A 25,565-nucleotide genomic window follows, 5' to 3' on the forward strand; every position below is an offset into this window, starting at 1 on the left:
GCGTCAAATGCGCATCGGCATGACGACGTACTTGAAGGTGTCGTCGTCGGGCAGGGTGATGAGTGCGCTCGAGTTGGAGTCGCCCAGGCTCACCTGCACTTTTTCGGCCTTGAGGTTGGCCAGCACGTCCAGCAGGTAGGTGACGTTGAAACCGATATCCAGCGCGTCGCCCTGGTAGTCGATTTCGAGTTCTTCCTGCGCTTCTTCCTGGTCAGCGTTGGTGGAGCTGATCTTCAGGACGTTGGTGTCGAGCATGCAGCGCACGCCCTTGAACTTGTCAGTCGTCAGGATGGCCGTGCGTTGCAGTGCGCTCTGCAGGAACGTGCGGTCGATCGTGAAGCTGTTGCGGTAACCCTTCGGGATCACGCGCTGGAAATCCGGGAACTTGCCTTCGACCAGCTTGGAGATCAGTTCGATATTGCCGAAGGTGAACTTGACTTGGTTCGACGCCAGTTGCACCGAGACGGGATCGTCCACGTCTTCCAGCAGGCGTTGGAGTTCGAGAATGGTCTTGCGCGGGATGATGACTTCCTGGCGGCCGCCGGCGCCTGCCGGTTGCTCGCCGGTTTCAACGCCGCAATAGGCCAGGCGGTGGCCGTCGGTGGCGACTGCCATGACTTGCTTGCCATCGACCACCAGCAGCATGCCGTTGAGGTAGTAGCGGATATCTTGCTGGGCCATCGCGAAGTGCACCATCGCCAGCAGATGCTTGAGCGTCTTCTGCGGCACCGTGATGCGGGCACCGAAATCGGTTGCCTCTGCGACGGTCGGGAATTCTTCGGCGGCCAGCGTCTGCAGCGCAAAGCGGCTCTTGCCGGATTGCACGGTCATGCGCTTGTCGTTGAGCGTGAGGGCGACTTCGCCGTCGGGCATGGCACGCAGGATGTCGACCAGCTTGCGGGCGGCCACGGTGGTGGCCACATCGCCGGTGCCGGCGCCGCAATCGGCGTGCGTGGTGATCTGGATTTCGATGTCGGTGGACAGGAAGGAAACCCGTTCACCTTGCTTGGTGATGAGCAGATTGGCCAGGATGGGCAGCGTGTGTCGGCGTTCCACGATGCCGCTCACGATTTGCAGCGGACGCAGCAGGTTGTCTCGCGAGGTTTTGACCAATTGCATGAAGGCGATCCTTGGCTTGAGAGGTGACACCGCGCGCGCCCCAGCCTGGGCCCACGTGGGCCGGTGCCTGCAGGAGCATTCGCGATTAACCCAAAGTTGTTGTAAATCAAGGGGTTAATCACAAATTATACCGCAAATAAGGGGGCGCTGGATAGCGTCACGCGCGCGGCAAATATGTCTATTGTGCATGAAAAGACGCCCGCATTCGAGCGGGCGTCTGTCGAGGCTTGATTCAGGGCGAATGGCGTTGCCATGCGCTCTGCTGACCATCGCGCGGTCAGCCCTTGAGCGTTTGCTCCAGCACGTGCAACTCGTGGTTGAGCTGGGCGTCCTTGGTGCGCTCGTCGGCGATCTTTCGCACGGCGTGCAGCACCGTGGTGTGGTCGCGTCCGCCGAACAATTCGCCAATCTCAGGCAGGCTCTTCTGCGTGAGTTCCTTGGCCAGATACATGGCGATCTGGCGCGGGCGCGCGATGTTGGCCGGCCGCTTCTTGGAATACATATCCGCGACCTTGATGTTGTAGAAATCCGCGCAGGTCTTCTGGATGTTTTCCACCGAGATCTGGCGGTTCTGCACCGTCAGCAGGTCTTTCAGCGCCTCGCGCGTGACCTCGATCGTGATCTCTTTGCCGTGGAAGTTGGAGTACGCCAGGATCTTGCGCAGCGCGCCTTCCAGCTCGCGCACGTTCGAGCGCAGGTGCTTGGCCACGAAGAAGGCCACCTCTTCCGGCACGGTCACGTTCTCCGCCTGCGCCTTCTTCATCAGAATCGCGACGCGCATCTCCAGCTCAGGCGGCTCGATGGCCACGGTCAGGCCGGAGTCGAAGCGCGAGATCAGGCGGTCATCGATGCCGGTGATCTCTTTCGGATACGTATCGCTGGTGATGATGACCTGCGCGCGGTTGGCGATCAGCGCCTCGAACGCGTAGAAGAACTCTTCCTGCGTGCGGTTCTTGCCCGAGAAGAACTGGATGTCATCGATCAGCAGCAGATCGAGCGAGTGGTAATAGCGCTTGAAATCGTCGAACGCCTTGCGTTGGTAAGCCTTCACCACATCGGACACGTATTGCTCTGCGTGGATGTAGCGGATGCGCGCGCGCGGGTTCTCCATCAGCATGAAGTTGCCGATGGCATGGATCAAGTGCGTCTTGCCCAGGCCCACGCCGCCGTACAGGTACAGCGGGTTGTACGACTTGCCCGGGTTGTTGGCGACCTGGATGGCCGCAGCGCGCGCCAACTGGTTCGCCTTACCGGTGACGAAGTTGTCGAACGTCAGGATCTGGTTCAACCGCGAGCGCTCGTGCACGGAATCGTCCACCGGCGCTTGCGGGGGCGGGGCCGGGTTTGTGACCACGGCGGGCGCTTGCGGCATGCGGTACGACTGGGCCCGGACTTCGGCGGCATCCATCACGGGCACATCGATATCGGCAGCGGTATGGCTGGCCGTTGCGAGCGCGGTTTCGCGATACACGGCCGGCGCGGGGCGCAGATTGGTCGCATCATGCGCGGCACCGTTGCCGGCCGGCATGGCCTGTCGCGGTTGAATCTGTTGCCCCCCCAGAGGCTGCATCGGCACCGGCGCAAGCGACGGTTGCAAGGCCGCCTGGCGCTGGCCGGCGGTCGGGTCGAGCACGAACTGCACGTCGACCGTCGCCTCCCAGTAGTCGCACGCAAGCGACTGGATGCGGCCCGAGAACTGGCTCTTGACCCAGTCGAGCTTGAAGCGGTTGGGCGCGGCAATCCGCAGCGTGCACGCCTGCTCGTCGAATGACAGCGGCGTCAGCGGCTTGATCCACGTCTTGAATTGTTGCGGCGTTAGCTCACTTTCAAGCTGAGCAGACGCCGCATGCCAGAAATCCTGCATCGTTATCGTTAGGTGTTTGACCGGCGCCACACGCGTCTGTCGACGTCCCCGGGAGGGCCGGCCGCCGGGCGTCTGGCGCAGGCCAGAAACCGGGTGGCTTTCGTTATTGGAACGGGATTGTACCCCCTGCGGAAAGTTATCCACAAAGGATAAGTCTGTGGATAACCTGTGGACCCGCTGTGAGTAGCGGTGGACAACCGCTTTTATTGACTCGCCGCAAATCAAGCCCTGACAAGGCTTTGCGCAGAGCACACCAAGCCGCACAAGGCGATGGGGACAACTCGTCGCCGGGTGGAATTCGGGTGCCGGGCCCACGTTATCCCCAGTCAGCAAGGCTTGACAGATGTGGGAAATGCCGCTTAAATGTCGGGTTCTGCGATGCGCAGCAGGGGAGCGCACGCTTGTTCGTGTCAGATGCGGGGCGAGAAACACTTCGTCGCGACTGATCCGGCTTAGGCCCGATGCTCTCGGTGCCCGATGTTCCGGTGACACCCTAGACCTGAACAACACAGCGCACGGCGGTCTGCGTGGGCGATTTCTCTGACTGAATCGACACCAGGCCGCAGGGGCAGCCCTAGGCCCGGCGCGTGCGGCGATGTCCGCACCACCCATTAACAAGAGAGTGCATCATGAAGCGTACCTATCAACCTTCCGTTACCCGTCGCAAGCGCACCCACGGTTTCCGTGTCCGCATGAAGACCCGTGGTGGCCGTGCCGTGCTGAACGCACGCCGCGCCAAGGGCCGTAAGCGCCTGGCCATCTAAAGACGGCCGCGCCGAGGGTGGCGGCTCATGGCCGTTGCCCCTGGCTTTGCGGCACGCTGGCGATGGGCCTGCACGCCTACCCCAAGGCCGCAAGGCTGACAAAAACGGATGAGTTTTCATCCGTTTTTGCTTTGCGGCCGGTCCGGCGTAGTCGTCACTTCGTGCTGTATGTACGCGCCAACGGCAACGCCCAAGCGCGTCTGGGCGTAGTGATCGGCAAGAAATTCGCCAAGCGCGCTGTCGAGCGCAATCTCATCAAACGGCAGTGCCGGGAGTTGTTTCGCCTGCGGCAGCCTTTGCTGGGTGGGCGCGACGTGCTGATCCGCTTACAGGCGAAGTTTCCGCGCCAGGACGTGCCTACCGTGGCCGCCTTCAAGCGCATCTGCCGTGAAGAGCTGGCGCATCTCTTTGAGATTGCCACACGACCGCTGCCAGCTCCACCTGCTGCCACCCCTTCCCAGCCCACCGCTGGGAGCACGCCATGACGCGCGTGCTGCTGTTTCTGCTGCGCATCTACAAAGTGGCGTTCAGCCCGTTTGTGGGCGCGCAATGCCGTTTCCTACCGACCTGTTCTGACTACGCGCGCGACGCCGTACTCACTCACGGGCCCGGTTACGGCAGTTATCTTGCGGCAAAACGTCTATGCCGCTGCCATCCGTTCGCACAAGGCGGGTATGATCCTGTGCCGCCCGCCGCTGGCGACGCTGTGCCCCGCTCCAACGATCCCGCATCGACCGACGCGACCGCAGCTGACGCCCAGCCTGCGCGGCCGTCGATCCAGGCAGCGCCGGAAAACGTAGCAAGCAGCCCGAGGTTGGACCGAGAAGCGCAACCGTACAAGGGTACGGAGAGCATCGCAGGTTCAAGATCGGGCTGCGCAGCCGTTTTTCGGCGCTGGCTTCACCTTCCCAGACCGTAATCCGACATGGATATCAAACGCACCATTCTCTGGGTGATCTTCTCGCTGGCGGTTGTCCTGCTGTTCGACAACTGGCAACGCGCGAATGGCCACCAGTCGATGTTCTTCCCGACGCCGCAAACGGCCACGACGGCCGCCGCGCCGGGCAGCACGCCCGCAGGCGACGTGCCGAACAGTGCCACCACGGCAGCTGCCGCCGGCTCGCAGGCCGCCCCGGCCACGGGCGCTGCTTCGCAGGCACCGGCTTCGGAAAAGATCGTCATCTCGACCGACCTGCTGCGCGCCACCATCGACACCGACGGCGCGATCGTCACCAAGCTCGAACTGCTTGACCAGAAGGACCACGACGGCAACCCGATGGTGCTGTTCGACCGCAGCGTCGAGCGTACGTATCTGGCGCGCTCCGGCATCATCGGCGGCGACTTCCCGAACCACACGACGGTGTTCACGGCATCTGCCGGCCCGCGTGACCTGGGCACGGGCAACGATGTCTCCATCACGCTGACGGCCGATAAGGGCGGCGCCAAGCTGGCCAAGACGTATGTCTTCAAGCGCGGCAGCTACGTGATCGATACGCGTTTCGACGTGACGAACGACGGCACCGCGCCGATCAACCCGACGCTGTACCTGGAACTGGCCCGTGACGGCGGCGCTGTGGAGCAATCGCGCTTCTACAGCACGTTCACCGGCCCGGCCGTGTACACCGACGGCGACAAGTTCCACAAGATCACCTTCGCCGACATCGACAAGGGCAAGGCGCACGTGCCGGCCCCGACCGACAGCGGCTGGGTGGCGATGGTGCAGCACTACTTTGCATCGGCCTGGATTCCGGCTGACAACGTCAAGCGCGAGTATTACGTCAACCGCGTCGACACCAACTTCTACCGCATCGGACTCCAGGAGCCGCTGGGCACGATCGCCCCCGGCGCCAGTGTGTCGGCCACGGCCCGCCTGTTTGCCGGCCCGCAGCAAGCACGCATGCTTGAGGCGATCACGCCGGGCCTGGATCTGGTGAAGGACTATGGCTGGCTGACCATCGTGGCCAAGCCGCTGTTCTGGCTGCTCGAAAAGATCCACGGGCTGCTGGGCAACTGGGGCTGGTCGATTGTCGCGCTCACGGTGCTGATCAAGCTGGTGTTCTTCCCGCTGTCGGCCACGAGCTACCGGTCGATGGCCAAGATGAAGGACCTGCAGCCGCGCATGACGGCCATCCGCGAACGCCACAAGGGCGATCCGCAGAAGATGAACCAGGAAATGATGACGCTGTACCGCACCGAGAAGGTCAATCCGCTCGGCGGCTGCCTGCCGATCGTGATCCAGATTCCGGTGTTCATGGCGTTGTACTGGGCGTTGCTGTCGTCGGTGGAAATGCGCGGTGCGCCTTGGATCGGCTGGGTGCACGATCTGTCCGCGCCTGACCCGTTCTACATCCTGCCGGTGCTGATGGCCGTGTCGATGTTCGTGCAGACCAAGCTGAACCCGACCCCGCCGGACCCGGTGCAGGCCAAGGTCATGATGTTCATGCCGATCGCGTTCTCGGTGATGTTCTTCTTCTTCCCGGCCGGCCTGGTGCTGTACTGGGTGGTGAACAACTGCCTGTCGATCGCGCAGCAATGGTCGATCAACCGCATGCTGGGTACCAACAAGAAGGCGGCACCCGCCAAGTAAGGCGAATGCGCTTCAGCAAAAAGGGCACCTCCGGGTGCCCTTTTTTTACGCCTGCCTGAAACGCTTCAAGCGCTTCAAACGGGAGCGTGGCAGACGGCCTCGATGTTGTGGCCATCCGGATCGCGCACGAAAGCGCCGTAGTAGTTCGGGTGATAGTGCGCGCGCACGCCGGGTGCACCATTGTCGGTGCCGCCTGCGGCCGTTGCCGCAGCGTAGAACGCCTCCACCTCGGCACGCGTATCAACGCGGAAGGCCACGTGCAGCGGCGGCTTGTTCGGCCCCCGCCCAGCCATTGCTGCTGAAATCCAGAACTCCGCCTTGCCGGGCGGGCCAAAACCGGCCACATCGGTGTGGCCCGTGACGGCCGCCGGAAACTCCAGCACCTTGGCCAGGCCAATGGCGCCGAGCGCCTGTTCGTAGAACCGCTTGCTGGCTTCGAAGTCGCTGACGACGACGCCGGTGTGATCGATCATCCGAATCTCCTTGGTTGGAAACTGGCGCGCAACGGCGCGGCTGCCGCACAATACCGCCCATGACCGCTGCTGACCACCCTACCGCCTTGCCGAAAGCTTCCACCACGCCGCGCACGCCCATCCTCACGATCCCCATCGCGGCGATTGCCACCGCGCCCGGGCGGGGCGGCATCGGCGTGGTGCGCGTATCGGGGCCCGACGTGCGCGCCGTCATGCAAGCCGTTTGCGGGCGCCTGCTGACGCCGCGCCAGGCAACCTACCTACCCTTCCTCGACGCCGACGGCAACGCCATCGACCGCGGCATCGCGCTGTGGTTTCCCGCGCCGCATTCGTACACGGGCGAAGACGTGCTGGAGCTGCAGGGCCACGGCGGCCCCGTCGTGATGCAACTGCTGCTGCAACGCTGCCTGGTCGCCGGCCGCGAGGTTGGCCTGCGCGTGGCCGAACCCGGCGAGTTCACGCGCCGCGCCTTTCTCAACGACAAGATGGATCTGGCGCAAGCTGAGGCCGTCGCAGACCTGATCGAGGCCAGCACCGAAGCTGCCGCACGTTCGGCGGCGCGATCGCTCGATGGTGCGTTCTCGCAGGCGGTGCATGCGCTGGTCGAGCGCGTGATCCATCTGCGCATGCTGGTGGAAGCAACGCTGGATTTTCCTGAGGAGGAAATCGACTTTCTGGAAGCCTCCGACGCGCGCGGCCAGCTCGCTGGCATTCGCGCGGCCGTGGATGGCGTGCTGGCGCAGGCGCGCCAGGGTGCGCTGCTGCGCGAAGGCCTGCACGTGGTGCTGGCGGGGCAGCCGAACGTGGGCAAGTCGTCGCTACTCAATGCGCTGGCCGGCGCGGAGCTGGCCATCGTCACGCCCATTGCCGGCACCACGCGCGACAAGGTGCAGCAGACCATCCAGATCGAAGGCATCCCGCTGAATATCGTCGACACAGCGGGCCTGCGCGATACGGAAGACGAAGTCGAGCGCATCGGTATCGAGCGCACCTGGGCTGCCATCGCCCGCGCTGATGTCGTCCTGCATCTGCTGGACGCAGCGGACTATCGCGCCAACGGCCTCTCGCCCGAAGATGCCACCATCGACGCCCGCATCGCCGAACACGTGCCCGCCGGCGTGCCCACCCTTCGCGTCGTCAACAAGATCGACCTCTCGGGCGTGGCCGTACCGGGCCGCGTGGATTCAGAGCCGCCCGAGGTGTGGCTGTCGGCGCGCGATGGCCTGGGCGTTGAATTGCTTCGGGCGGCGTTACTGGAAATTGCCGGCTGGCAGGGCGGCGGGGAGGGGCTTTACCTCGCACGTGAGCGCCATCTCGCCGCGCTGCGCACGGCCCGTGAACATCTGGCCACAGCGGCGGAACATGCAGATCAGCAAGCGCAATCGCTGGACCTGTTTGCCGAAGAACTGCGGCTTGCGCAGGAGGCGTTGAACAGCATTACGGGGGCGTTTTCGAGTGATGATTTGCTGGGCGTGATTTTTAGTCGGTTTTGCATCGGAAAATGATTGGCTGCCCAGGGATGCCCAAGTTTGCCAAGAACACCCCAACAAACCGTTGTTTTTCAAGGAATTACTGGCTAACGTTGCCCAGCGATTCCCATTGACACCCAGCGATCTATAGTACACAGTAAAGTACACAAGCCCTGCTTGGTTATTTTCTGTGTACTAAAGATGCCCCGGACAGTCCCTCCCCTCACCGACACCCGCATCAAGGCCCTCAAGCCGAAGACCGCCCGTTATCAAGTGGCGGATGGCGGCGGCTTGGTGCTGGAGATCATGGTGTCTGGGTCGAAGGTCTGGCGGTACCGCTACTCGCTGCACGGCAAGCAGCAGCCCCTTGTGACAATCGGCGACTACCCTTCCGTCAGCCTGACTGCAGCGCGTGAGCGAGCCCGCAGGTATTCCGAGATCGTTGCGGCTGGCTCCTCGCCCATTGCCCAATCCAAGAAGGATCGCGGTGCCGATACCGCGCCGACCACCATTCGCGAGTTCTCGGCACAGTGGTTTGAGGCGACGATTGCCGACAAGTCAGAGGAATACCGTCGAGGTGTGCGACGCGCCCTGGACAAGGATGTCCTGCCGCTCATCGGCTCGAAACCGCTCACGGAAGTCACGCCAGGCGAGGTGCTGGAGCTTTGCGACAAGATCAAGGCTCGCGGCGCACCCAAGATGGCACTCTTCACGCGCAACGTGCTCAAGCGCATGTATGAGTACGCTGTTGCGCGCCACGTCGCCACGACAAACCCCGCTCAAGCGCTCGTTGCCCGCTTCATCGCCACCCAAGAGAGCCGGACCCGCGTTCTGACGCCGGACGAGATCGGCAACGTTCTGCGGAGCATTTACGCCTCCGACATCCGCCGCCTGCACAAGCTGGCCTTGCATCTCCTCATCCTCACCATGGTGCGTAAGTCGGAGCTGATCGAGGCGCGCAAGTCGGAATTCGATCTGGATGCCGCGATCTGGCGCATCCCAGCCGAGCGCATGAAGAAGGACAAAGAGCACTGGGTGTACCTGTCGGCCCAGGCTGTCGCCATGCTGCGCGAGATCTTCGCGCTCACTGAGGGCAGCGCGTTCCTGTTCCCTACCAGTCGCGGCGGGAAGGACGTTCCGATTGCCAAAAGCACGCTCAACACTGCAGTGCGGGCGCTTGATATGAAGGTTCAGCACTTCGTGCTGCATGACTTCCGCCGCACCGCATCCACGCACCTTCACGAAATGGGCCAGTCGTCAGACGCTATCGAGAAGGCACTTGCTCACAACATCAAGGGAATCAAAGGCGTCTACAACCGCGCCGAGTACGCAGAGGAGCGGCGTCGCATCCTGCAGCTTTGGGCTGATTTTGTAGACGCGCAGATCTCGGCAGAAAAGAAGGTGGTGATTGGCCGCTTCGGCAACGCTGCCTAGGGTTTGCATGACCGCGCCTGACGGAATCAGGCAAGCAGCAGGAACGATGTTGGCGCATCGAACCTGCCTGACCACAACCAAGCTAATAAGGAGCTTGATCATGGCTGACATCCATTCTAGCGAACGCGTGATCATCGACGGCTTTGAGCCGGTGTCGGTAAACGACATCGAGTGCACGGCAAATATCACGGAGGAACAAGCCAATGCAATGGGCGCCATCTTCCGTGCCATTGGGCGCATGACAGACGACAAGGACATCAAGGCACTCTGTGAGCACGGCGCACTTCAGGCTGACTTGCAGGCCAACGACCTTGACAACATCCGAGAGCACGCGTTGAAGGCCGGGCTCCACGCTAGCGACGTCCGGTACGCCGAAGGTCATCGCAAAGCGGCATAACAGTTGAGCAGTAGGCAGTAAGCGGCAGTCAAGGAGCGGCAACTCCGAGACCGCCTGACCACAACACGACCTAAATAGGAGGTTCGTATCATGGCTGAAGCAGATTTTACCGCCCCACCCGAGGCTACGCCGCGCCGCAGCGCCGCCGTCAAGGCCGCTCAGAACTTAGGAATGAGTGAATTCGATTGGTACAACAACGTCAGCTCTGAACTTGGCAAGCTTGTTGCCCTACTTGACGTTGTTTGCGGGGAGAACTTTGAGGACTTGGGACGAGAGAGCCAAGCCTGGCTGTATCAGCTCGCACATGACGCCGCGAACAAGACCCAAAGGACTTTTCACGGAACGCATCGCGAAACGTCGGACCTGGAGTCATCATGAGGCTCGAACAGTACGAAACGCGAGACCGATCCTATGGTGCATGGCATCGAGCGCCGTCCATCGGTCGTTACCTGAAGGGCGCACAGGCAGAATCGCTGACCATGGCGGACTTGGATTCCGTACTGTTCACTGAGTACGACAACGGCAGCAAATTGCCTTTGGCGCTGGTGGAGGTCGCGCGCGACATCGGACAGGACAAGCCCGCTGGTGTGCTCCGTAAGCTGGCGGAGATGGCTGATGTTCCCGCCTTCGTTGCCCTCTACACGCCGTCTGCGCACGCCAATCCCACAAACCCAAACTGGTGCGACATTGAGGCATTCCGGGTACAGCGGCTATGGCCTCGTCCTGAGAGCCGCTGGCGGATGCTTACCCCTGCGCAATGGGCTCGGGCGCTCGTGCAGATCCGCAGTTGGCAGTTGCGCCGTTTCGCAAATCGAGAGGCGGCGAACGATCAACACTACTAGGGGCTGAAGCGACACAGCTTCGAATCGGGGGCGTTATGAACAGTTGGATAGCAGCAGCCTGCGTTTGTGGGGGCATCATTGCCTTCGGCTCACCGAGCGCGAGCGCGCAACAGACATATCAGCCCACTGACGCAGACCTGCATGCGGCTTATTGCTTGAGCGTCTCGGATGCAATCCTAGGTGAGTTGCAGTCAACAGTCCGCAGCACCACGGGTACAGAACTAGAAAGCGCCCGCAAAGGTGTGTCAGAGCTATCTGAACGCGTGTCTCGCCTTCGCGCTTACGTATTGCCGAAAATGTTGACTGGCGACGATGCCACTGTTGCTCTGGCAGCGGCGGTACAGCGTGGCAAGGCGGACTTAGCTACGCTGAACTCAGACAGCAAAATCGTTGCTTGCGCTCAGACATGCGCTGCGCTCTCTATGCGAAATGCTCCAAGCGATCAAGCCGCGACGCAATGCATACAAGACTGCGCTCCGGCGATTTCCCGGCGACTTCGCACCTGCAACGACCTGTCTTGGCTGCCCTTTTAACCATCGATTCACTAGGGAACTTATGAGCAAGAAGTTCAAGGGAAAGCTAGGAAAGCCAATTGTTGTCCCGCCTCCAGGTCTGTTGGAACTGATGGCGTCGCCGGATAAAGCTCTTGCAGCCCATTCCACCGCTATCGAGGAAGCGAGAACGGAGAAGATGCGGCTTCTGTTTGACCACTATGGAGTGGACTACGGAAATTTTTACGCGCTCGCAATGTCGATGGCGCTGGACCTTGTTCCAGGCTTCCAGTTAGCCGCCGAAGGCACGAAAACAGGTGCGCCGGAAAAATGGACGGCCATTTACAGCGGGTACCTCGTAGTGGAGCTTGAGCGATTGCAGCAACAGAACAAGAACCTTAGCGTGAAATCCGCTGCCGCCATCTTAGCGAAGCGTACGCCGTGGAAGGACATTGTTCGTGGCGACAACGTCGCAGAAACGTTGCGACAGCAGTACACGGCGACGAGAAAAGACAAATGGGCGACCGTTTTCCGACATGCCTTCCAGACACATATTCTTGAGGGGACTATCGCGGAGTGGGACGCCGCAGTCCTGGACCTCCGCCCCTAGGAGAGGGAATGGCTGCTCGCGCCAAAAACAAACCTGTAGGTTAATTCCGAGCGCCAAATATCTACACCCATGATGACCACCATGCAAACGACGCCCAGGAGCGACAAAGCATGCGTGCAGTCAGCGAAATCCACAAAGTCCCGGAAACCCTTCCCTCGGTTGGGTTCTCTCGCTGGAGCCAGCTCCAGTATTTCATCCCCGTAAGCCGCGAGACATGGCGGAAGCTGGTTAAGGACGGGCGAGCACCTCAGCCCCAACGCTGGACCGAGCGTTGCACCGTCTACAGCAATGCAGAGGTACATCGCTGGATGCAGAATCCGGCCGCCTACCAAGCGCAAGCAATCGCTGCGTAAGGGGGCGCCATGTCGGAAAAAACAAAAGCCGCTCCCAACGAGGAAGCGGCTAAATCTCAAAAGCAAATTGAGTCTAGTCCAAATTCCACCGCCGCGCAGCGGGATCGCATTCTTACGGCCCTCCGAAAAGGGCCGCTGACTACGCTCCAAGCACGCAGCGAATTGGACACGCTGCACCCTGCCGCCCGCGTTCAGGAACTTCGTGCAGAGGGCCACCTCATCACCACCGTGTGGACCTGGGACTTCGGCGCGTCCGGATTCCCTCATCGCGTCGCCCGGTATGTGCCGACGCCGGAGGTGAGCGTATGACCGCCGTACTCACTCGCCCTGCTACAGCGCCAATGGCCTCGCGGCACCTTCGCCGCATTCCGCACGGTGGCATCGCCCTGTACGAGACGCTGAAGGCCGCGTGGCTGCCCACCCATCCCGATGCGTCTCCTGCCGACTATGAGGCGGCTATGGTGCGCTTTGCACGTTTGGCGGGGGTGTGACCATGCGTACGCTCATCAAGCGCCTAGTCATCTTGGCCTGGAATCGCGGCTCGATCGGGGCGCGGACAGTGGCCTTTGCATTCCGCCTCTTCAATCTGCGGGAGGCGTGATGTCGCTACGTGCCATGACCCAGGTGTGGGATCGCTTTCCGCGAGGCGGCTCGCACATGCTCGTTGCTCTCGCTTTGGCGGATTGGTGCGATGACGACGGCCGCTCCCTGTACCCATCAATCAAGAAGGTAGCCGCCAAATGCCGCCTGTCTGCGGTTCAGGCGAGGCGCATCGTGCACGACCTCATTGAGGACGGCTATCTGGAAGTGATCGGCAACGCCGCAGGCGGAGCCCCAGGCTCCAGCCGTCGGTATCTGTTCAGAATCGACCGCTTGACGGATATCGCCAGTGATACCCCTATCGCTGGTGATAGGACTCCCATGCAAGATCGAGACGACTCTCATGGGCGATCGGAGACCCCTCTCATGCGTGAGAGCCAAACCGTCATTGAACCGTCAATAACCGTCAAGAAAACGCACACGTCGAAAAATCGAGCGAAATCTGCGAACGGAAAAATTCCGTTGCCGGAAGGTTTCGCAATCTCGGAAGGCGTCCGCAAGTGGGCGAAGGCGAATGGTCACCAGAACCTGGAAGCGCACTTCGCATACTTCGTCGATACGGTGCAGGCAAACGGCAATCGCTACATCGACTGGGATGCCGCGTTCAAGAAGGCGGTGGCAAAGGACTGGGCCGGGCTCAATCGCCGGTACAGCGGCCGGTATGCCGACGCGGCGGCTCGCTTCGAGAACTGAGGTGACGGCATGAACTGGAATGAAGTTTCAAACCGTCTCGCCCAGGAAGCTGAAGCTGTTGCCGGCATGCTGCTGCCCAACGGCAAGCGTCAAGGTCCCGAATGGGTTGCTGGCAGCGTTGAGGGCGAAGCAGGTGAATCGCTCAAGGTGCGCATCACCGGCAACAAGGCAGGGGTTTGGAAGGACTTCGCCACCGGCGACGCTGGCGACCTCGTAGACCTGTGGGCAGCCGCAAAGCGAATAACGCTCAAGGAAGCGTTTTTTGAAGCACACCGCTACCTCGGTATACCCGACCCGTCTTTCGTGGCTCCTACCCGGGTCTATTCGCGCCCAAGCCGCCCTGCAGTGGTAAGCCCTGCCGGTCGAGTGCTCAAGTATCTGACCGAAGAGCGAAAGTTGTCCCTGGAGACGATCCGCGCGTTCAAGGTTGCCGCCAGCAAGGAGGACGATGCGATTGTCTTTCCATACCTGCGGGATGCCGAGCTGATCAACCTGAAGCATCTCGCACTCGAGCGCGGCAGCAAGGGCAAGAAACGGACATGGCAATCGGCTGGGGCTGAGCCGTGCCTGTTCGGGTGGGATTTGGTCCCCGATAGCGCCAAGGCAGTGTTGATCGTAGAGGGCGAACTGGATGCCATGAGTCTCTACGAGTACGGCATCGCTGCCCTGTCGGTGAACCAAGGTGCCGGGAATCATCAATGGATCGACAGCGACTTTGATCGCCTGGAGCGCTTCCCGGAAATCTTCCTCTGGTTTGACAACGACGAGGCCGGACAGAAGGGCGCACGTGAAGTTGCGCAACGTCTGGGCTTGGATCGCTGCCGGATCGTCAAATTCCGCCTGAAGGATGCCAACGAGGCATTGCAGCAAGGTGTGACGGCAGAAGAGATCGGCGAAGCGTTGGATGCTGCGGAGCGCATTGAGCCTACAGATCTGCGATCTCCTGCTGCGTATTTGGACGACGTGCTCGCGATGTTCCGGGATGGTCCGGTCAACACTGTTGGCGCCGCGCTTCCGTGGTCGGCATGGTCCGACAAGGTACGGCTCCGCCCCGCTGAGCTGTCGGTTTGGACCGGCATCAATGGTCACGGTAAGAGCGACCTGTTAGGGCAGGTCTGCGTGGATCTCATCCGCCAAGGCGAGCGGGTTTGCATCTTCTCCGGCGAGATGAAGCCGGCCACGGTGCTACGCCATCTGACCATTCAGGCTTGCGCTACCTCAACGCCGACCGAGAGGTTTGTGCGTGCAGCCAACGACTGGATGTGCGGTGCTCTCTGGCTCTACGCACACGTCGGCACGATCAGCCAAGAAAGCTTGCTGGAGGCGTTCCGCTATGCAGCGAAGCGTTATCGCGTCACCCATTTCGTTGTGGATTCGCTCCTGAAGTGTGGCATCGCAGAAGACGACTACAAGGCGCAGAAGGCGTTTCTGGATCGCTTGTGCGACTTCAAGAACGAGTTCAACGCGCACATCCACCTTGTGGCGCACGCCCGCAAGGGAGAAAGCGAGGACAAGGCACCAGGCAAGTTGGACGTTCGCGGCGCTGGAGCCATTACAGACTTGGCCGACAACGTCTTCACTGTATGGCGTAACAAGCGCAAAGAACTTGCCGGGGAAGAGGCGAACGGCGATGTGGAAGACGCCCGTCTCTACTGCCACAAGCAGCGCGCCACCGGCTACGAGGGTGCGTTACGGCTCTGGTTTGACACCGGCAGCCTGCAGTTCAGCCAACGGGCGAATTGGCACGCGCGACCAGCTTTCGACTTTTCGGCCATCGCAACCCAACCGCCTGCGATCCACGCGTAACGCTGATTTTTTCAGAGGAATAGCAACGTAATGGCATTTCAGAAAGGGCAAAGCGGCAATCCAGCAGGCAAACCCAAAGGCGCCAAGGACAAGCGCACGGCGCTGAGGGAATTGCTGCAGCCACACGCCGAGCAGCTCGTGCAGAAGGCCGTGAAGTTGGCGCTGGACGGCGATACCACCGCGCTGCGGATCTGCATTGACCGAATTATCCCGGCTGCGAAAGCGAAGGACGCGCCTATCAGCCTGGAGGGTTTGACTGGCTCGCCTACCGAACAGGCTCAGGCAGTGGTGAATGCACTAACCACGGGTGCGCTGACGCCGGACGAAGCGAACTCCGTAATGGCGGTCCTCACGGCGCAAATGCGCGTTGTTGAGGTCGATGAACTTGAAAAGCGCATCGCTGCGCTGGAGGCAATGAAAGATGGCAACCAACATCCGGTCGCGAATTGAGCGACTTGAAGGCAGGCGCCCGCTCGTGCAGGCTGTGGACTTCATCGTCATTTCACCCCTCGGCGACGACAGCGGCAATGGACCGCATCTCATCTGCAAGACGGGCGATCCCGGTCCTTTCCACTTGGTCCCGGCCCATCTGCGCCTAGACGACCCCAGGGGACTTTCTTTCATCTACGCCGAGAGCTGCAGCGCAGCTGCTACGGCACTTTCGTGAGGTGCTTTGAAATGGCAATGTTCGGCTTTGGAAACTACCCTTCTGACCCTGCTCCCAGCGACTCATCCGGCATGGGTGGAGGCGTCCCGCCTAGCGGCTTTGGGTTTGGTAGCCCCGGTGGCTCGTTTGGATCAAACGCGCCAGGCTTGTTGTTCGGCGGTCAACCGAACTCCGATGCGCTGTTTGGCGGTGCGAATGCTTCCGGCTCGATGTTTGGAGGCCAAAGCGCCGCGCCCATGGTGAACAACCAATTCGGTTTCACCAGTGGCAATCTGGGCTTTGGCCAGCAGAGCGCCTTTGATAAGTACATGCCATATGCGTTGGCTGCGGCGGGTGCCGGGCTCGGCTATCTCGCATCACGTCATGGCGGGCAGCAAATGATGGGCGGCGATCCTGTATCGCATTTCGCGTTTGGCAATCCGTCAGTGAAATTCGCGCCGACGCCGACGCAACTACCTTACATGCATATTTGATACCTAGCGACGGCTTCACTTGCGCGGTGAAGGGTGGTGAGGCCATCGTCCGGTTGCGCGCCGAACCAGCATTACCGCTTCGCTGAGCACATCAACGAAGCTGCTGCAATTGCATTCGCCGCACCGCGCATCACAGTTCACCTTGTACGACTGACCATACCTAAAACGCGGTAGATCTAAAGATCGCCCCAGCAGCTGCTTTTTTACCAATTCCTCCCACATTCGACGACTTAACAACCGGCTGGCAGTCTGTTAGCTTGGGTAAAACAAAAGAGCGGAGGGAGGGGCATATGAAAACGTGGCTTACCGTCGTCGCTGCGGCGACTAGCTTGATTGGAGCGCCTACATGGGCAGCTTGCTTCGGCTCGACGAATATGTACACATGCCCGGACAACACCGGCAACTCGTACAACGTGAACAAGTTCGGCAATACGACCACCGTCAACGGCTACAACGCTCAAACTGGCTCGAATTGGAATCAAACCTCGCAACACTACGGCAACACGACCTACACGCAGGGGCAGGCCGCCAACGGCAATAGCTGGAACAGCACCACGCAGAGCTATGGGAACGGCTACAGCAACACGTATGGAACGGACTCTAGGGGGCGAAGCTTCAGCCGCCAGTGTGGTCCGTACGGCTGTTACTAACGCAATGCTGCCGGATCGATGAGGAGACGCTCGTGCGCTTCTTCCGTTTTCTCGCCGCGACATTGACTTGTATGGCATGTGCTCCAGCTTACTCTGGAGCCGGGGCGACTATCGGTGATTGGTCACTGGGCTCCACTGCCGATGGGCAACTCTATGCAGGCACGCTCAACGACAGTGGCGGCATGCTCATCAAAGGGTGTGATCCTGCCAACGCGGTCTGCTACTGGTACCTGGTTACCCAAACTGGCTGCGATGAAGGAGTAAGTGCAGCAGCGCTTGTGAATTCGAACCAGGGTACGGCTTCGCTAACTTTGCAATGCAGCGGGCGAGTCCAGGTTCAGGGGCAGCCAATGTACAGAGCGCAAATCAGCAATCCGGATTTGATGGACTCCATCGCCAACGGCTCGCCCATCGTTGGTATCGCCGTTGGCCTTGTGGACGGACAGTTCAAGGTCTATCGCTTTTCGCTGAAGGGGGCGTCGACAGCCATCTCTACCCTGATGCGGGGCGCGTTGTCTGTTCCGGCGCAAGACAGGAAAGCCAAACCCACGTCTACGCGAGATACCACCTTGTGATTCGCGCTATGGCGGCCATCCGGCGTGTTCACATCGAGCGGTTCGCTAGAAATCGCACTTACCAGTGAGCAGCCAACCGCCCGTTCGATCCTGAGCAATATAGCGGCGACCCCGCTTGAGGATCACGGGCGAACCCAAAATCCTGCAGTCTCGTACGTCAGGCTTGTCCGTGAAGAAGTGCAACTCAATATCTCCGAGTGCATAGCGTTGCGGGTCTTCCGCAACATCATCCCGCGTCAGCTTGTTTATCCATACGCTCTTGACCGTCATTCCACCAGCCGTGAACCTGCTGGCCAAATCGCTACGGTAGGCCGGGATCGAATGGAGTAGCTTGCTCAACTCGATTGGATCGCTGATGGTCCGATCGTTCTGCGCGGCGGCCGTCGCACACAAGGCTCCGTACAGAAAGAACCAGAGAATGGCTTTGACGTGGCGTCGAGCTTGCATAGGAACTCCGCCGCTGACGTGGTTCGTCACTTGCCCTCCATGAGGGCACCGTTGGCTACGGGCAAAACCTTGGAGAACTGAATGTTGCTCGCGATCTCGTCTGCATGACTATTGAGCAGCTCACACGCGCCCTTCGTGGGGACACCATTGGCATGAGCAACGGAGTTCATGTCTTCCTCTACGAATTTCATGATCTCCAAGTGCAGCGACGTGTAGAGCGTCTCTTCGGCCTTAGATATGGGGTATCTGTACGATTCATATACGGCACGCGCTTTCAGATACGGAGCCGCGTTTGCACTTTGAAATGCAGCCACCCACCGAGACAAGTTCACCGCAAACTGCGAACAGTATTCCTCACGCCCCTTTACGTTCATCAGATAGAAACCGAGAAAACTGGAGGCAGCAGACGCCACCTTGTTTGCGCCGCTTAATCCGTTGATGCGCTTTGTTGCCTCTTCGGCAGCGACAGTCTGCAACGCAGTAACAGGATCTTCGTTCGGGTGCTCTCGCGCCGCTTTTTCCCTCAGAGCATCAATTTTCGCTTTTGCTTGCTCGACACCGCGAGCAATTTGCTGCTTTTGGCGCACCCTCTCCCACCCCTCTGTTGCAAGGATGAATGCTGCGGCCAGTAGGATCAGGATCGCAGCGCTTTTCCAGGGGGACTGGTTGGACTCTTCGAGTTGCATGTTGCGGTGAAGCGTTTGTGGTCATGCGGCTCACCCGCAAAGGGGCTCGCCGCCGTCGCTAAATGTTGTTGTACCGGACAAAGGAGGTCACCCTCCGTGCTTCCCATATCGGTCGCCCGAACGGCTATTCCGATATGAGCCCCCCTTGTGCGATGACCCACTGCCACCAGCGTAGGAGCCGCCATGGCTGCTGGTGTGCTTGCTGCCTGAATAGGACGGGCGGCTACCACCCTTGCCCCTGGCTTCTGCCGGCAGCGCGAAAGCGATAAACGCGCAGGCGATGATTGCTGCGATGGCTCGCATATTGAACTCCTCCCAGGATGTTTTTATGTGGCCGTGCGGCCTAGGAGCAATCCTGCCGGATGCAGTGGAAGTTTCGTGCGAAGAGTTTTTTACATCTGATCTGAGTCAAACCCACGAAACGGCGCTACATCAACATCTCGCATCGCGGCGTCGGCGTAGCTCCCTTCTATCGTGGGGTGGCCTGGTTGCGTCAGTCTTCGCAGGCTATCGCAGGCACGGACAGATGCCGACACACCAACAACTAGAGTGAGGGATATATGGGTTCATTCAGCATTTGGCACTGGCTCATCGTGCTGCTGGTGCTTTTGTTTGTCTATTTGCTGCCGGCCGGATTGATCGCCAGGAAAGCGGGCTATTCGTCCGGGTGGGCGCTTCTGATGCTCGTTCCCCTGGTCAACGTCATCACCATCTGGGTGTTTGCGCTGTCCGATTGGCCAGCGGCTCGTAAATGAAAGACGTTCCATCTGATAGCGCCGCGCAGATCGCGACGGCCCCTCAAGGACGACCCACACGCAAATGGCCCGCCTCATTTGATCCGCTCAAGCTTGTAGCGGGGGCTGTGGCTTTTCTCGGAATCCAAGCCTGGATGGCCGGGGAAGTCTTCATGATGGGGTATTGGAACGCAGCGCACTACCCCAGAGGAATCGCCTCCCTGTCCGCTCAAAGCATGGCGTTGCTCGGATTCTGCGGCGCATATCGATGTTGGATTTGGGCGGCAGCAGCAATCGCCGCGTACGGGGGTCTCTGGTTCGTGACTTCCGTGCGAATCAAGCGTCTCGAACCACCCGAACCAGGTCGCTTCGATCTTTGGGTAATACGCGTGAGAGGCTGGTTCGGGGCGAGGTTCGAGTTGGATGGCCCCGCCGCTGCACCGGGAGTGATTCTGCTTAGCTCCGCGTTGTTCTACTACGCGGTTCTGATCTCGCCCGCCGCTTTATGGATTCTCGGAGCCAACTATGAGGGCGAACAGCTATTCAAAACACAGGCGTGCCAAGTTCGCGCAGGGGCCGCGCCAACCACCATCAAATTGGGGGACGGAGCTGCGCTGCAGGGCCACGTCATCGAGCGCAACGACAAGCTCATCGCGCTTATGACAAAGGATGCGGTGGTGATGGTGGCCGATGGCGAGAAGGGTGGTCGCGTCGTTGAGAGCACGTCGTTGGACAACGTTAACTGCGACAAATAGAGGCCCCCGGATGTCTATCCACAAAGATAGTTGGCTAGATTTGTGCGACAGTATGCGTGGCGAAGCAGGCCGATTGCACAACAACACCTGCCCATTGCGACAAAGGCAGCAAGTAGCTTTGTGACCCGCTAATTTTCTCTTCCGCAAAATGGCCAAAGACCATATCTCTATCTCGTTCACGTGCAAAACCTGCGGCACAAAGCTGTCATGGCCTGATGACGCGGCAGACTCTCTCGAAATCGCGTGTAGCGGGTGCGGAGCGAAGGCCGGCACGTACGGGGAGTTGAAGAAAACCGCCGTTGATGCAGCGAAGGAGAAAGTTAACTCGATGCTTGATGAAGCCCTCCGGAAATTTCGCTGATAGCGACCTTTCCGACGAATTGCAGTAGCGCTCCCAGCTGACTAACCCGCTCTCAGCCAGATGATCAACGGGGCCGTTGTCACAATTGTGGAAATCTTAGGGCGTGCCGTACAGGGTGCAACTATGCCTTTCCGCTGCCGAGGAGATGACGGAAACATTTACTTCGTCAAAGGAAGGCATGCAGGTCGTCGCGCTCAAATTTGCGAATGGATCGGCTGCACGCTGGCTAGAGAATTCGGATTGCCGGTAGCCCCCTTTGCAGTCGTTGATGTACCAGAGCCATTGATTGCCATCTCCCCCCCTGCGTGGCGAGAGCTTGGGACGGGCCTCGCGTTTGGCTCCGCGGCAATTCCCTTTACGTTGGAGTTCTCCCTGTCCAACATAGAAAAGGTACCGCTTGGCTTACAGCAGGATCTTTTGGCGTTCGACTGGTGGATTCTGAACCAGGATCGACAGCTAACGGCGTTCGGAGGCAACCCCAACCTATTGTGGAGCGCACGAGACACTGACGTGTCAGTCATAGATCACAATCTAGCGTTCGATACCGCCTTCGACGTTGAGGTATTTCGCTCGAACCACGTTTTTGCGGCACAATGGGACACGGTATATAGCGACTGGATCATCCGCCAGAGGATCGAGCAAAAGTGTGCGCAAGCGCATGGGTCGCTAGATGTCGCCTGGGACCGGATGCCGGACGAGTGGTGGTGGGCTGGGGATGGCGTTCCAGCAGATATTGACCGCACCTTTATTGAAACCACTTTGGCACGCTTTACACGTCCCGATTTTTGGGGATAGCGATCATGAAACACGCATGTCGTTACGCTATCATCCGTTTCCTCCCGTACGCTGAGACTGAAGAGTTCGCAAACATTGGCGTGGTTCTTGTCGCGCCGAGCGCTAAGTACTTCGGGTTCCGGATGATGGAGCGAGGGCTCTCGAGAATCACCACGTTCTTTGGTGAGTTGGACGCTCACATCTTCAAGAATGCCAGAAAGACCTTTCTAGACGAGCTTGAGCGTATCAAGGAAGCAGTGGAGCGCTCGTTTGCGGGCGAAGGACTCGCTGCTTCGAATCGCTCGTTCGCTGACTTCGCGTTTAATGAACTCACACGCACTCGGGAAGCAATCATTCAAATCGCGGATTCCCGCGGATTCGTGGCAGAGGACCCGGCTGAGGCGCTGAATGACCTCTACGCTAGGTACATCGGTCGCGCCTTTGTGACTCGAGCGTACCAAGAACGCGAAGTGGAGAAGCGCGTGCATGCAATGTTGCGGGCAGCCGATCTGACTTCTGTCTATCGCGAACAGCGTCTCGGGAATGATTCGTACCACGCGCGCTTCCCGTTTGTGAAAATGGATGCTCGAGGCCGACCGCTACGCGTGATCAAACCGCTTGATCTAGCGCAGCCTGAGCCGATGCGGATCTATGACCATGGGTGGGACTGGCTAGGCAAGGTGAAAAAACTGAGAAAAATTGGCGCTCTTCGCGGCGAACTGCTGATTGCTGCCGAAGAGCCCAACCAGAGCTTCGCTGCACGGCATGGCGCATATGCGGAAGTCGTAGCGGAACTTGAGCAGGAAAACATTCGAGTCGTGCCGTCCGCAGAACAAGCAGAGATTCTCCGGTTCGCGACTGCCTAAGCTACATAAAGCGAACACGCCAAGCCCGACGAACATGTCGGGCTTTTTTCATCGGCCTCTGCCGCTAGCCCCTTATTTTTAGTACACAAGTTAGTACACAACAGAAGCTGATGGCGCCAAGAATAGCTTAACCAAGCCATCTACAGAACATCACTAGGTTCTGCATCGAAGTGAGCACCATGTCTGCTTACCCCGTCTCCATCAAGGGCGTCCTGCACGCGCCCACCGGCGAGATCGTCCTGCTGCTCAATGAGCGCGAAGAATGGGAGTTGCCCGGCGGCCGTATTGAACTCGGCGAATCCCCCGTCGAATGCCTTGCACGTGAGATTGCTGAAGAGCTGAACCTGCAGGTGGAGGTGCGCGCTCCGATCGACACGTATCTGTTTGAAGTCGTGCCGGGCAAGCATGTGTTCGTTGCCACGTATGCGTGCGCGCTGGCGGGCCCGTTTGAACCCATCGTCAGTCATGAGCACAAGCGCCTTGGGCTGTTTGCGCCCGACGCGTTGCCGATGAATTTGCCGAAGGGCTATCGGGCATCGATTGCGGCAACGCCGGAGGCACCGGTTTAGCCCGATGCGTGTGCTCTTCATCTGCAGCCGCAATCGGCTGCGTAGCCCGACGGCGGAAGTGGTCTTCGCCAAGTGGCCAAACGTCGAGACAGATTCAGCGGGCTTGGCTCCCGACGCAGACGTGCAACTCGACGCCGATCAGCTCGACTGGGCTGAGGTGATTTTTGTCATGGAACGCAGCCACCAGCGACGCCTGTCCCAACGGTTTGGTTCGCGGTTACGCGGCAAGCGCGTGGTGTGCCTGGGTATTCTCGACGACTACGCGTTCATGCAGCCGGAACTCGTCGCCTTGCTGGAGAAACGGGTTGGCCCGTATCTGCGCAGTTGATTGGTAAGCAAACCGTTCAATCCTTGCCCCAACGCCAGCGCGGTGGCTCGCCCTTCCACCAGCAAACCAGCACCGGCAGCGCTGTCACGCCCAGCACGTACAACGCAAAGCTCGACTGCGTGCGCCCTGGGTGCAGCCCGACGATGCCCGCCACCAGCAGTACGGCATAGATGGCGAGCACCATCCAGCCCTGCCAACGCGAAGGCAAGCCCCATCCCCAGCCGTAGCGTTTGGCAGGGAACCAGTATTCGTTGGAATTGGTAGGCATCGTTGTCTGAGAGCACGTGTGAAAGGACGCATGCCACTGTACTCCCACGCAGAATCGGCGCAACAAACGCCAACAGCCAGCCGGTCAATTACCGCTGGCGGATGTCGTTTGCAACAGAGAAGGGCGCGCTGAGCGCACCGAAGCGGCGGACAATGGCGCACAGGCCATCAACCGCATCTTGCTAGCTTCTGTATCGGGGAGTGGAGCGTTGGTTGAATCCGGAAAGGCTTCCGGTACGCGCTAGGCGCTACAAACCAAGCTCAGCGGAACGGAGGTCGATTGACTTCACACCGCCAGCGGCAGCACCCGATTGGTGCTACCGAAACAATCGCGCGATTAGTAGAGCTTCTTCGGCAGCATTTGCGAACGCAGGCGTTTACGCGTACGCGACACGGCAGCAGCCTTCTTGCGCTTGCGCTCGGTCGTCGGCTTTTCGTAAGCGGTGCGGGCGCGCAGTTCCTTGATCAGGCCAGTGCGCTCGATTTCACGGCGGAAGCGGCGCAGCGCAACTTCGACCGGCTCGTTTTCTTTCAGACGGATGGTGGTCATCGGGTCCCTTGCTCAATATTCGGGTGGACGGCGAAACAGCGGATTATATACCGCCCAGAGGGCGTGCAGTGTAGTTGAATCTGTTTACCGATGCAAGGCACTTCCGATTGTGGCGGAAAGGCCATTTCCTGCCGCAATTTTGTGCAGATGCGTGGCCTCGATACTACGCCATGGGGCGGCCAACCATCGGAATGCGAACGGAAGAGGAACGCCGCTTGCTCAAGCGCGAGCATCCCTCCTGACTTCTATCGTGGAACGCGTTCCCAAGTCTGCGCCTGGGTTGGTTGCCACAAGCGCACCGCCCCCTGCCGAAGCGCTGCCCGAACGGCTGCGCTATGTGGACGACACGCGCCCGGGCTACACCCGGCGCCGGCTGCGCGGCGGCTTCGTCTATTTCGATACGCGCGGCGAGCGCATCCGCGATCCGGCGGTCATTGCGCGCATCAACAAACTGGCGATTCCGCCGGCCTATACCGACGTATGGATCTGCCCCCACGCGGGCGGCCATTTGCAGGCGACAGGGCGCGACGCGCGTGGGCGCAAGCAATATCGCTATCACGCCGACTGGCGCGCTTTTCGCGATGCCGACAAATATGGGCGGCTGCTGGCCTTCGGGGCAGCGCTGCCGCGCGTGCGTGAGGCGATCACCGCCCACCTGGCGGCGCCCGGCCTGTCGCGCGAGAAGATGCTGGCGACGGTGGTCTTTCTGCTGGACGTGACGCTAGTGCGCGTGGGCAACGCAGCGTATGCGCGCGACAACCGCTCATACGGGCTCACGACGCTGCGCAATCGCCACGTGGAGGTGCACGGCAACACGGTGCGCTTTCAGTTTCGCGGCAAGAGTGGCGTGGAGCACGACGTGTCGGTATCGGACCCGCGCCTGGCGCGCATCATTCGGCGCTGCGTCGATCTTCCGGGGCAGGAGTTGTTCCAATACGTCGACGAAGCTGGCGAGCGCCGTGTGGTTGATTCCACGGATGTGAATACATACTTACAAGAGATTACCGGCGCGGATTTCACGGCAAAGGACTACCGCACCTGGGCCGGCAGCGTGCTCGCGCTGGATCTGTTGCGCGGGCGCACCTCGGCGAGCGTTACCGAGGCGCGCCGGCAGGTGGTGGAAGCCGTTGCTGCCGTGGCCCAACGCCTGGGGAACACGCCGGCCGTCTGCCGCAAGTGCTATGTGCATCCGGCCGTGGTGGACGCCTTCCTGGCCGGCGAGCTGGAAGCACTGCCCCCGACCCGCGCGCGCAAGGGCCTGCGACGCGAAGAAGTGGCCCTGCTTCGATTTCTCGAACACACTGCCAGCGCAAAGGGCACGGGCGAAAAAAAGCCCGCCTGAACAAGGCGGGCTTTCGAGC

32 protein-coding genes and 1 pseudogene are annotated in these 25,565 nt (G+C 60.2%); 26 read left to right on the forward strand and 7 right to left on the reverse strand.

Annotated elements, in window-relative coordinates:
- Positions 1-3: 3 nt before the first annotated feature.
- On the reverse strand, positions 4-1,119 hold the full coding sequence (dnaN, locus tag ACEN9T_RS24650; RefSeq protein ID WP_092974203.1) for a DNA polymerase III subunit beta: 1,116 nt from the start codon (positions 1,117-1,119) through the stop codon (positions 4-6).
- Positions 1,120-1,396: 277 nt separating this feature from the next.
- Entirely contained in the window at positions 1,397-2,983 is a 1,587-nt protein-coding gene (gene dnaA, locus ACEN9T_RS24655) for a chromosomal replication initiator protein DnaA (protein WP_413707348.1), read from the reverse strand.
- A gap of 629 nt (positions 2,984-3,612) precedes the next feature.
- Here dnaA and rpmH point away from each other — a divergent pair.
- From rpmH to yidC, 4 genes and pseudogenes are all read left to right on the forward strand, one after another.
- Positions 3,613-3,747: a 50S ribosomal protein L34 gene (gene rpmH, locus ACEN9T_RS24660; protein WP_003262958.1), complete on the forward strand. Its 135-nt coding sequence runs from the start codon at positions 3,613-3,615 to the stop codon at positions 3,745-3,747.
- Positions 3,748-3,809: 62 nt separating this feature from the next.
- Entirely contained in the window at positions 3,810-4,232 is a 423-nt protein-coding gene (gene rnpA, locus ACEN9T_RS24665; RefSeq protein WP_092974198.1) for a ribonuclease P protein component, read from the forward strand.
- A pseudogene (gene yidD, locus ACEN9T_RS24670) lies at positions 4,229-4,525 on the forward strand (membrane protein insertion efficiency factor YidD); the annotation flags it as partial. The gene rnpA and the pseudogene yidD, both read left to right, overlap by 4 nt.
- A 147-nt stretch (positions 4,526-4,672) precedes the next feature.
- Positions 4,673-6,334, forward strand: a complete 1,662-nt coding sequence (gene yidC, locus ACEN9T_RS24675) for a membrane protein insertase YidC (protein WP_092974192.1) — start codon at positions 4,673-4,675, stop codon at positions 6,332-6,334.
- 74 nt (positions 6,335-6,408) lie between these two features.
- Here yidC and ACEN9T_RS24680 read toward each other — a convergent pair whose 3' ends face one another.
- Entirely contained in the window at positions 6,409-6,807 is a 399-nt protein-coding gene (locus tag ACEN9T_RS24680) for a VOC family protein (protein ID WP_092974189.1), read from the reverse strand.
- A 119-nt stretch (positions 6,808-6,926) separates the two neighbouring features.
- Between ACEN9T_RS24680 and mnmE the strand changes: the two genes are divergently transcribed.
- The 14 genes from mnmE to ACEN9T_RS24750 all read left to right on the forward strand — a co-directional run bounded on the left by mnmE (position 6,927) and on the right by ACEN9T_RS24750 (position 17,867).
- Positions 6,927-8,312, forward strand: a complete 1,386-nt coding sequence (gene mnmE, locus ACEN9T_RS24685; RefSeq protein WP_413708508.1) for a tRNA uridine-5-carboxymethylaminomethyl(34) synthesis GTPase MnmE — start codon at positions 6,927-6,929, stop codon at positions 8,310-8,312.
- Positions 8,313-8,477: 165 nt separating this feature from the next.
- The gene (locus ACEN9T_RS24690) at positions 8,478-9,710 is read left to right on the forward strand and encodes a tyrosine-type recombinase/integrase (RefSeq protein ID WP_413707349.1); all 1,233 of its coding nucleotides are present in this window, start codon (positions 8,478-8,480) and stop codon (positions 9,708-9,710) included.
- A gap of 100 nt (positions 9,711-9,810) precedes the next feature.
- Positions 9,811-10,107 (forward strand): hypothetical protein, encoded by a 297-nt coding sequence (locus ACEN9T_RS24695; protein ID WP_413707350.1) that lies wholly within the window; start codon positions 9,811-9,813, stop codon positions 10,105-10,107.
- Between the two features lie 90 nt (positions 10,108-10,197).
- The gene (locus tag ACEN9T_RS24700; protein WP_413707351.1) at positions 10,198-10,485 is read left to right on the forward strand and encodes a hypothetical protein; all 288 of its coding nucleotides are present in this window, start codon (positions 10,198-10,200) and stop codon (positions 10,483-10,485) included.
- Positions 10,482-10,949, forward strand: coding sequence for a hypothetical protein (locus ACEN9T_RS24705; protein WP_413707352.1), 468 nt, complete (start codon positions 10,482-10,484; stop codon positions 10,947-10,949). Before ACEN9T_RS24700 ends, ACEN9T_RS24705 begins: the two co-directional genes overlap by 4 nt.
- Positions 10,950-11,504: 555 nt before the next feature.
- The gene (locus ACEN9T_RS24710) at positions 11,505-12,050 is read left to right on the forward strand and encodes a hypothetical protein (protein WP_413707353.1); all 546 of its coding nucleotides are present in this window, start codon (positions 11,505-11,507) and stop codon (positions 12,048-12,050) included.
- 362 nt (positions 12,051-12,412) lie between these two features.
- Positions 12,413-12,712 carry a helix-turn-helix domain-containing protein gene (locus tag ACEN9T_RS24715; protein WP_413707354.1) on the forward strand — a complete coding sequence of 100 codons (300 nt, stop codon included), beginning with the start codon at positions 12,413-12,415 and terminating at the stop codon, positions 12,710-12,712.
- Positions 12,709-12,894, forward strand: a complete 186-nt coding sequence (locus ACEN9T_RS24720) for a hypothetical protein (protein ID WP_413707355.1) — start codon at positions 12,709-12,711, stop codon at positions 12,892-12,894. The genes ACEN9T_RS24715 and ACEN9T_RS24720 overlap by 4 nt, the downstream gene beginning before the upstream one ends.
- A 109-nt stretch (positions 12,895-13,003) precedes the next feature.
- Positions 13,004-13,696, forward strand: a complete 693-nt coding sequence (locus tag ACEN9T_RS24725; RefSeq protein WP_413707356.1) for a hypothetical protein — start codon at positions 13,004-13,006, stop codon at positions 13,694-13,696.
- A gap of 9 nt (positions 13,697-13,705) precedes the next feature.
- Positions 13,706-15,502: a toprim domain-containing protein gene (locus tag ACEN9T_RS24730; RefSeq protein WP_413707357.1), complete on the forward strand. Its 1,797-nt coding sequence runs from the start codon at positions 13,706-13,708 to the stop codon at positions 15,500-15,502.
- A 30-nt stretch (positions 15,503-15,532) separates the two neighbouring features.
- Complete coding sequence (locus ACEN9T_RS24735) at positions 15,533-15,952, forward strand: DUF5681 domain-containing protein (RefSeq protein ID WP_316883362.1); 420 nt, start codon at positions 15,533-15,535, stop codon at positions 15,950-15,952.
- 228 nt (positions 15,953-16,180) lie between these two features.
- Entirely contained in the window at positions 16,181-16,642 is a 462-nt protein-coding gene (locus tag ACEN9T_RS24740) for a hypothetical protein (RefSeq protein ID WP_413707358.1), read from the forward strand.
- A 374-nt stretch (positions 16,643-17,016) separates the two neighbouring features.
- Entirely contained in the window at positions 17,017-17,292 is a 276-nt protein-coding gene (locus ACEN9T_RS24745) for a hypothetical protein (protein WP_413707359.1), read from the forward strand.
- Between the two features lie 32 nt (positions 17,293-17,324).
- A complete protein-coding gene (locus ACEN9T_RS24750; RefSeq protein ID WP_316870335.1) occupies positions 17,325-17,867 on the forward strand; it encodes a hypothetical protein in 543 nt (180 codons plus the stop codon).
- Positions 17,868-17,912: 45 nt separating this feature from the next.
- On the opposite strand, the gene ACEN9T_RS24755 is transcribed toward ACEN9T_RS24750, so the two are convergent.
- Together ACEN9T_RS24755 and ACEN9T_RS24760 are read right to left on the reverse strand one after the other, a co-directional pair.
- Positions 17,913-18,314 (reverse strand): hypothetical protein, encoded by a 402-nt coding sequence (locus ACEN9T_RS24755; RefSeq protein ID WP_413707360.1) that lies wholly within the window; start codon positions 18,312-18,314, stop codon positions 17,913-17,915.
- Between the two features lie 26 nt (positions 18,315-18,340).
- Positions 18,341-19,000 (reverse strand): hypothetical protein, encoded by a 660-nt coding sequence (locus tag ACEN9T_RS24760; protein WP_413707361.1) that lies wholly within the window; start codon positions 18,998-19,000, stop codon positions 18,341-18,343.
- Between the two features lie 560 nt (positions 19,001-19,560).
- On the opposite strand from ACEN9T_RS24760, the gene ACEN9T_RS24765 reads away from it, so the two are divergent.
- The 7 genes from ACEN9T_RS24765 to ACEN9T_RS24795 all read left to right on the forward strand — a co-directional run bounded on the left by ACEN9T_RS24765 (position 19,561) and on the right by ACEN9T_RS24795 (position 23,387).
- The gene (locus ACEN9T_RS24765) at positions 19,561-19,755 is read left to right on the forward strand and encodes a hypothetical protein (protein ID WP_316883357.1); all 195 of its coding nucleotides are present in this window, start codon (positions 19,561-19,563) and stop codon (positions 19,753-19,755) included.
- Complete coding sequence (locus ACEN9T_RS24770; protein ID WP_413707362.1) at positions 19,752-20,489, forward strand: hypothetical protein; 738 nt, start codon at positions 19,752-19,754, stop codon at positions 20,487-20,489. The genes ACEN9T_RS24765 and ACEN9T_RS24770 overlap by 4 nt, the downstream gene beginning before the upstream one ends.
- A gap of 148 nt (positions 20,490-20,637) precedes the next feature.
- Positions 20,638-20,850 (forward strand): ECs_2282 family putative zinc-binding protein, encoded by a 213-nt coding sequence (locus ACEN9T_RS24775; RefSeq protein ID WP_413707363.1) that lies wholly within the window; start codon positions 20,638-20,640, stop codon positions 20,848-20,850.
- Between the two features lie 60 nt (positions 20,851-20,910).
- On the forward strand, positions 20,911-21,645 hold the full coding sequence (locus ACEN9T_RS24780; RefSeq protein WP_413707364.1) for a HipA family kinase: 735 nt from the start codon (positions 20,911-20,913) through the stop codon (positions 21,643-21,645).
- A 5-nt stretch (positions 21,646-21,650) separates the two neighbouring features.
- Complete coding sequence (locus ACEN9T_RS24785; RefSeq protein WP_413707365.1) at positions 21,651-22,490, forward strand: DUF3037 domain-containing protein; 840 nt, start codon at positions 21,651-21,653, stop codon at positions 22,488-22,490.
- A 179-nt stretch (positions 22,491-22,669) separates the two neighbouring features.
- Positions 22,670-23,059, forward strand: coding sequence for an NUDIX hydrolase (locus tag ACEN9T_RS24790; RefSeq protein ID WP_413707366.1), 390 nt, complete (start codon positions 22,670-22,672; stop codon positions 23,057-23,059).
- A gap of 4 nt (positions 23,060-23,063) precedes the next feature.
- Positions 23,064-23,387: a low molecular weight protein tyrosine phosphatase family protein gene (locus ACEN9T_RS24795; protein WP_092974180.1), complete on the forward strand. Its 324-nt coding sequence runs from the start codon at positions 23,064-23,066 to the stop codon at positions 23,385-23,387.
- A gap of 16 nt (positions 23,388-23,403) precedes the next feature.
- Here the strand turns inward: ACEN9T_RS24795 and ACEN9T_RS24800 are convergent, their stop codons facing one another.
- Together ACEN9T_RS24800 and rpsU are read right to left on the reverse strand one after the other, a co-directional pair.
- Positions 23,404-23,655: a hypothetical protein gene (locus ACEN9T_RS24800; RefSeq protein ID WP_413707367.1), complete on the reverse strand. Its 252-nt coding sequence runs from the start codon at positions 23,653-23,655 to the stop codon at positions 23,404-23,406.
- 336 nt (positions 23,656-23,991) lie between these two features.
- Positions 23,992-24,204, reverse strand: a complete 213-nt coding sequence (gene rpsU, locus ACEN9T_RS24805; RefSeq protein WP_003262970.1) for a 30S ribosomal protein S21 — start codon at positions 24,202-24,204, stop codon at positions 23,992-23,994.
- A gap of 250 nt (positions 24,205-24,454) precedes the next feature.
- Here rpsU and ACEN9T_RS24810 point away from each other — a divergent pair, with 250 nt between their 5' ends.
- Positions 24,455-25,546 (forward strand): DNA topoisomerase IB, encoded by a 1,092-nt coding sequence (locus ACEN9T_RS24810; protein WP_413707368.1) that lies wholly within the window; start codon positions 24,455-24,457, stop codon positions 25,544-25,546.
- The last annotated feature ends 19 nt before the right edge of the window (positions 25,547-25,565 follow it).

Origin of the sequence: Ralstonia sp. Ralssp110, assembly GCF_047325135.1 — a bacterium.
GTDB lineage: Bacteria > Pseudomonadota > Gammaproteobacteria > Burkholderiales > Burkholderiaceae > Ralstonia > Ralstonia mojiangensis.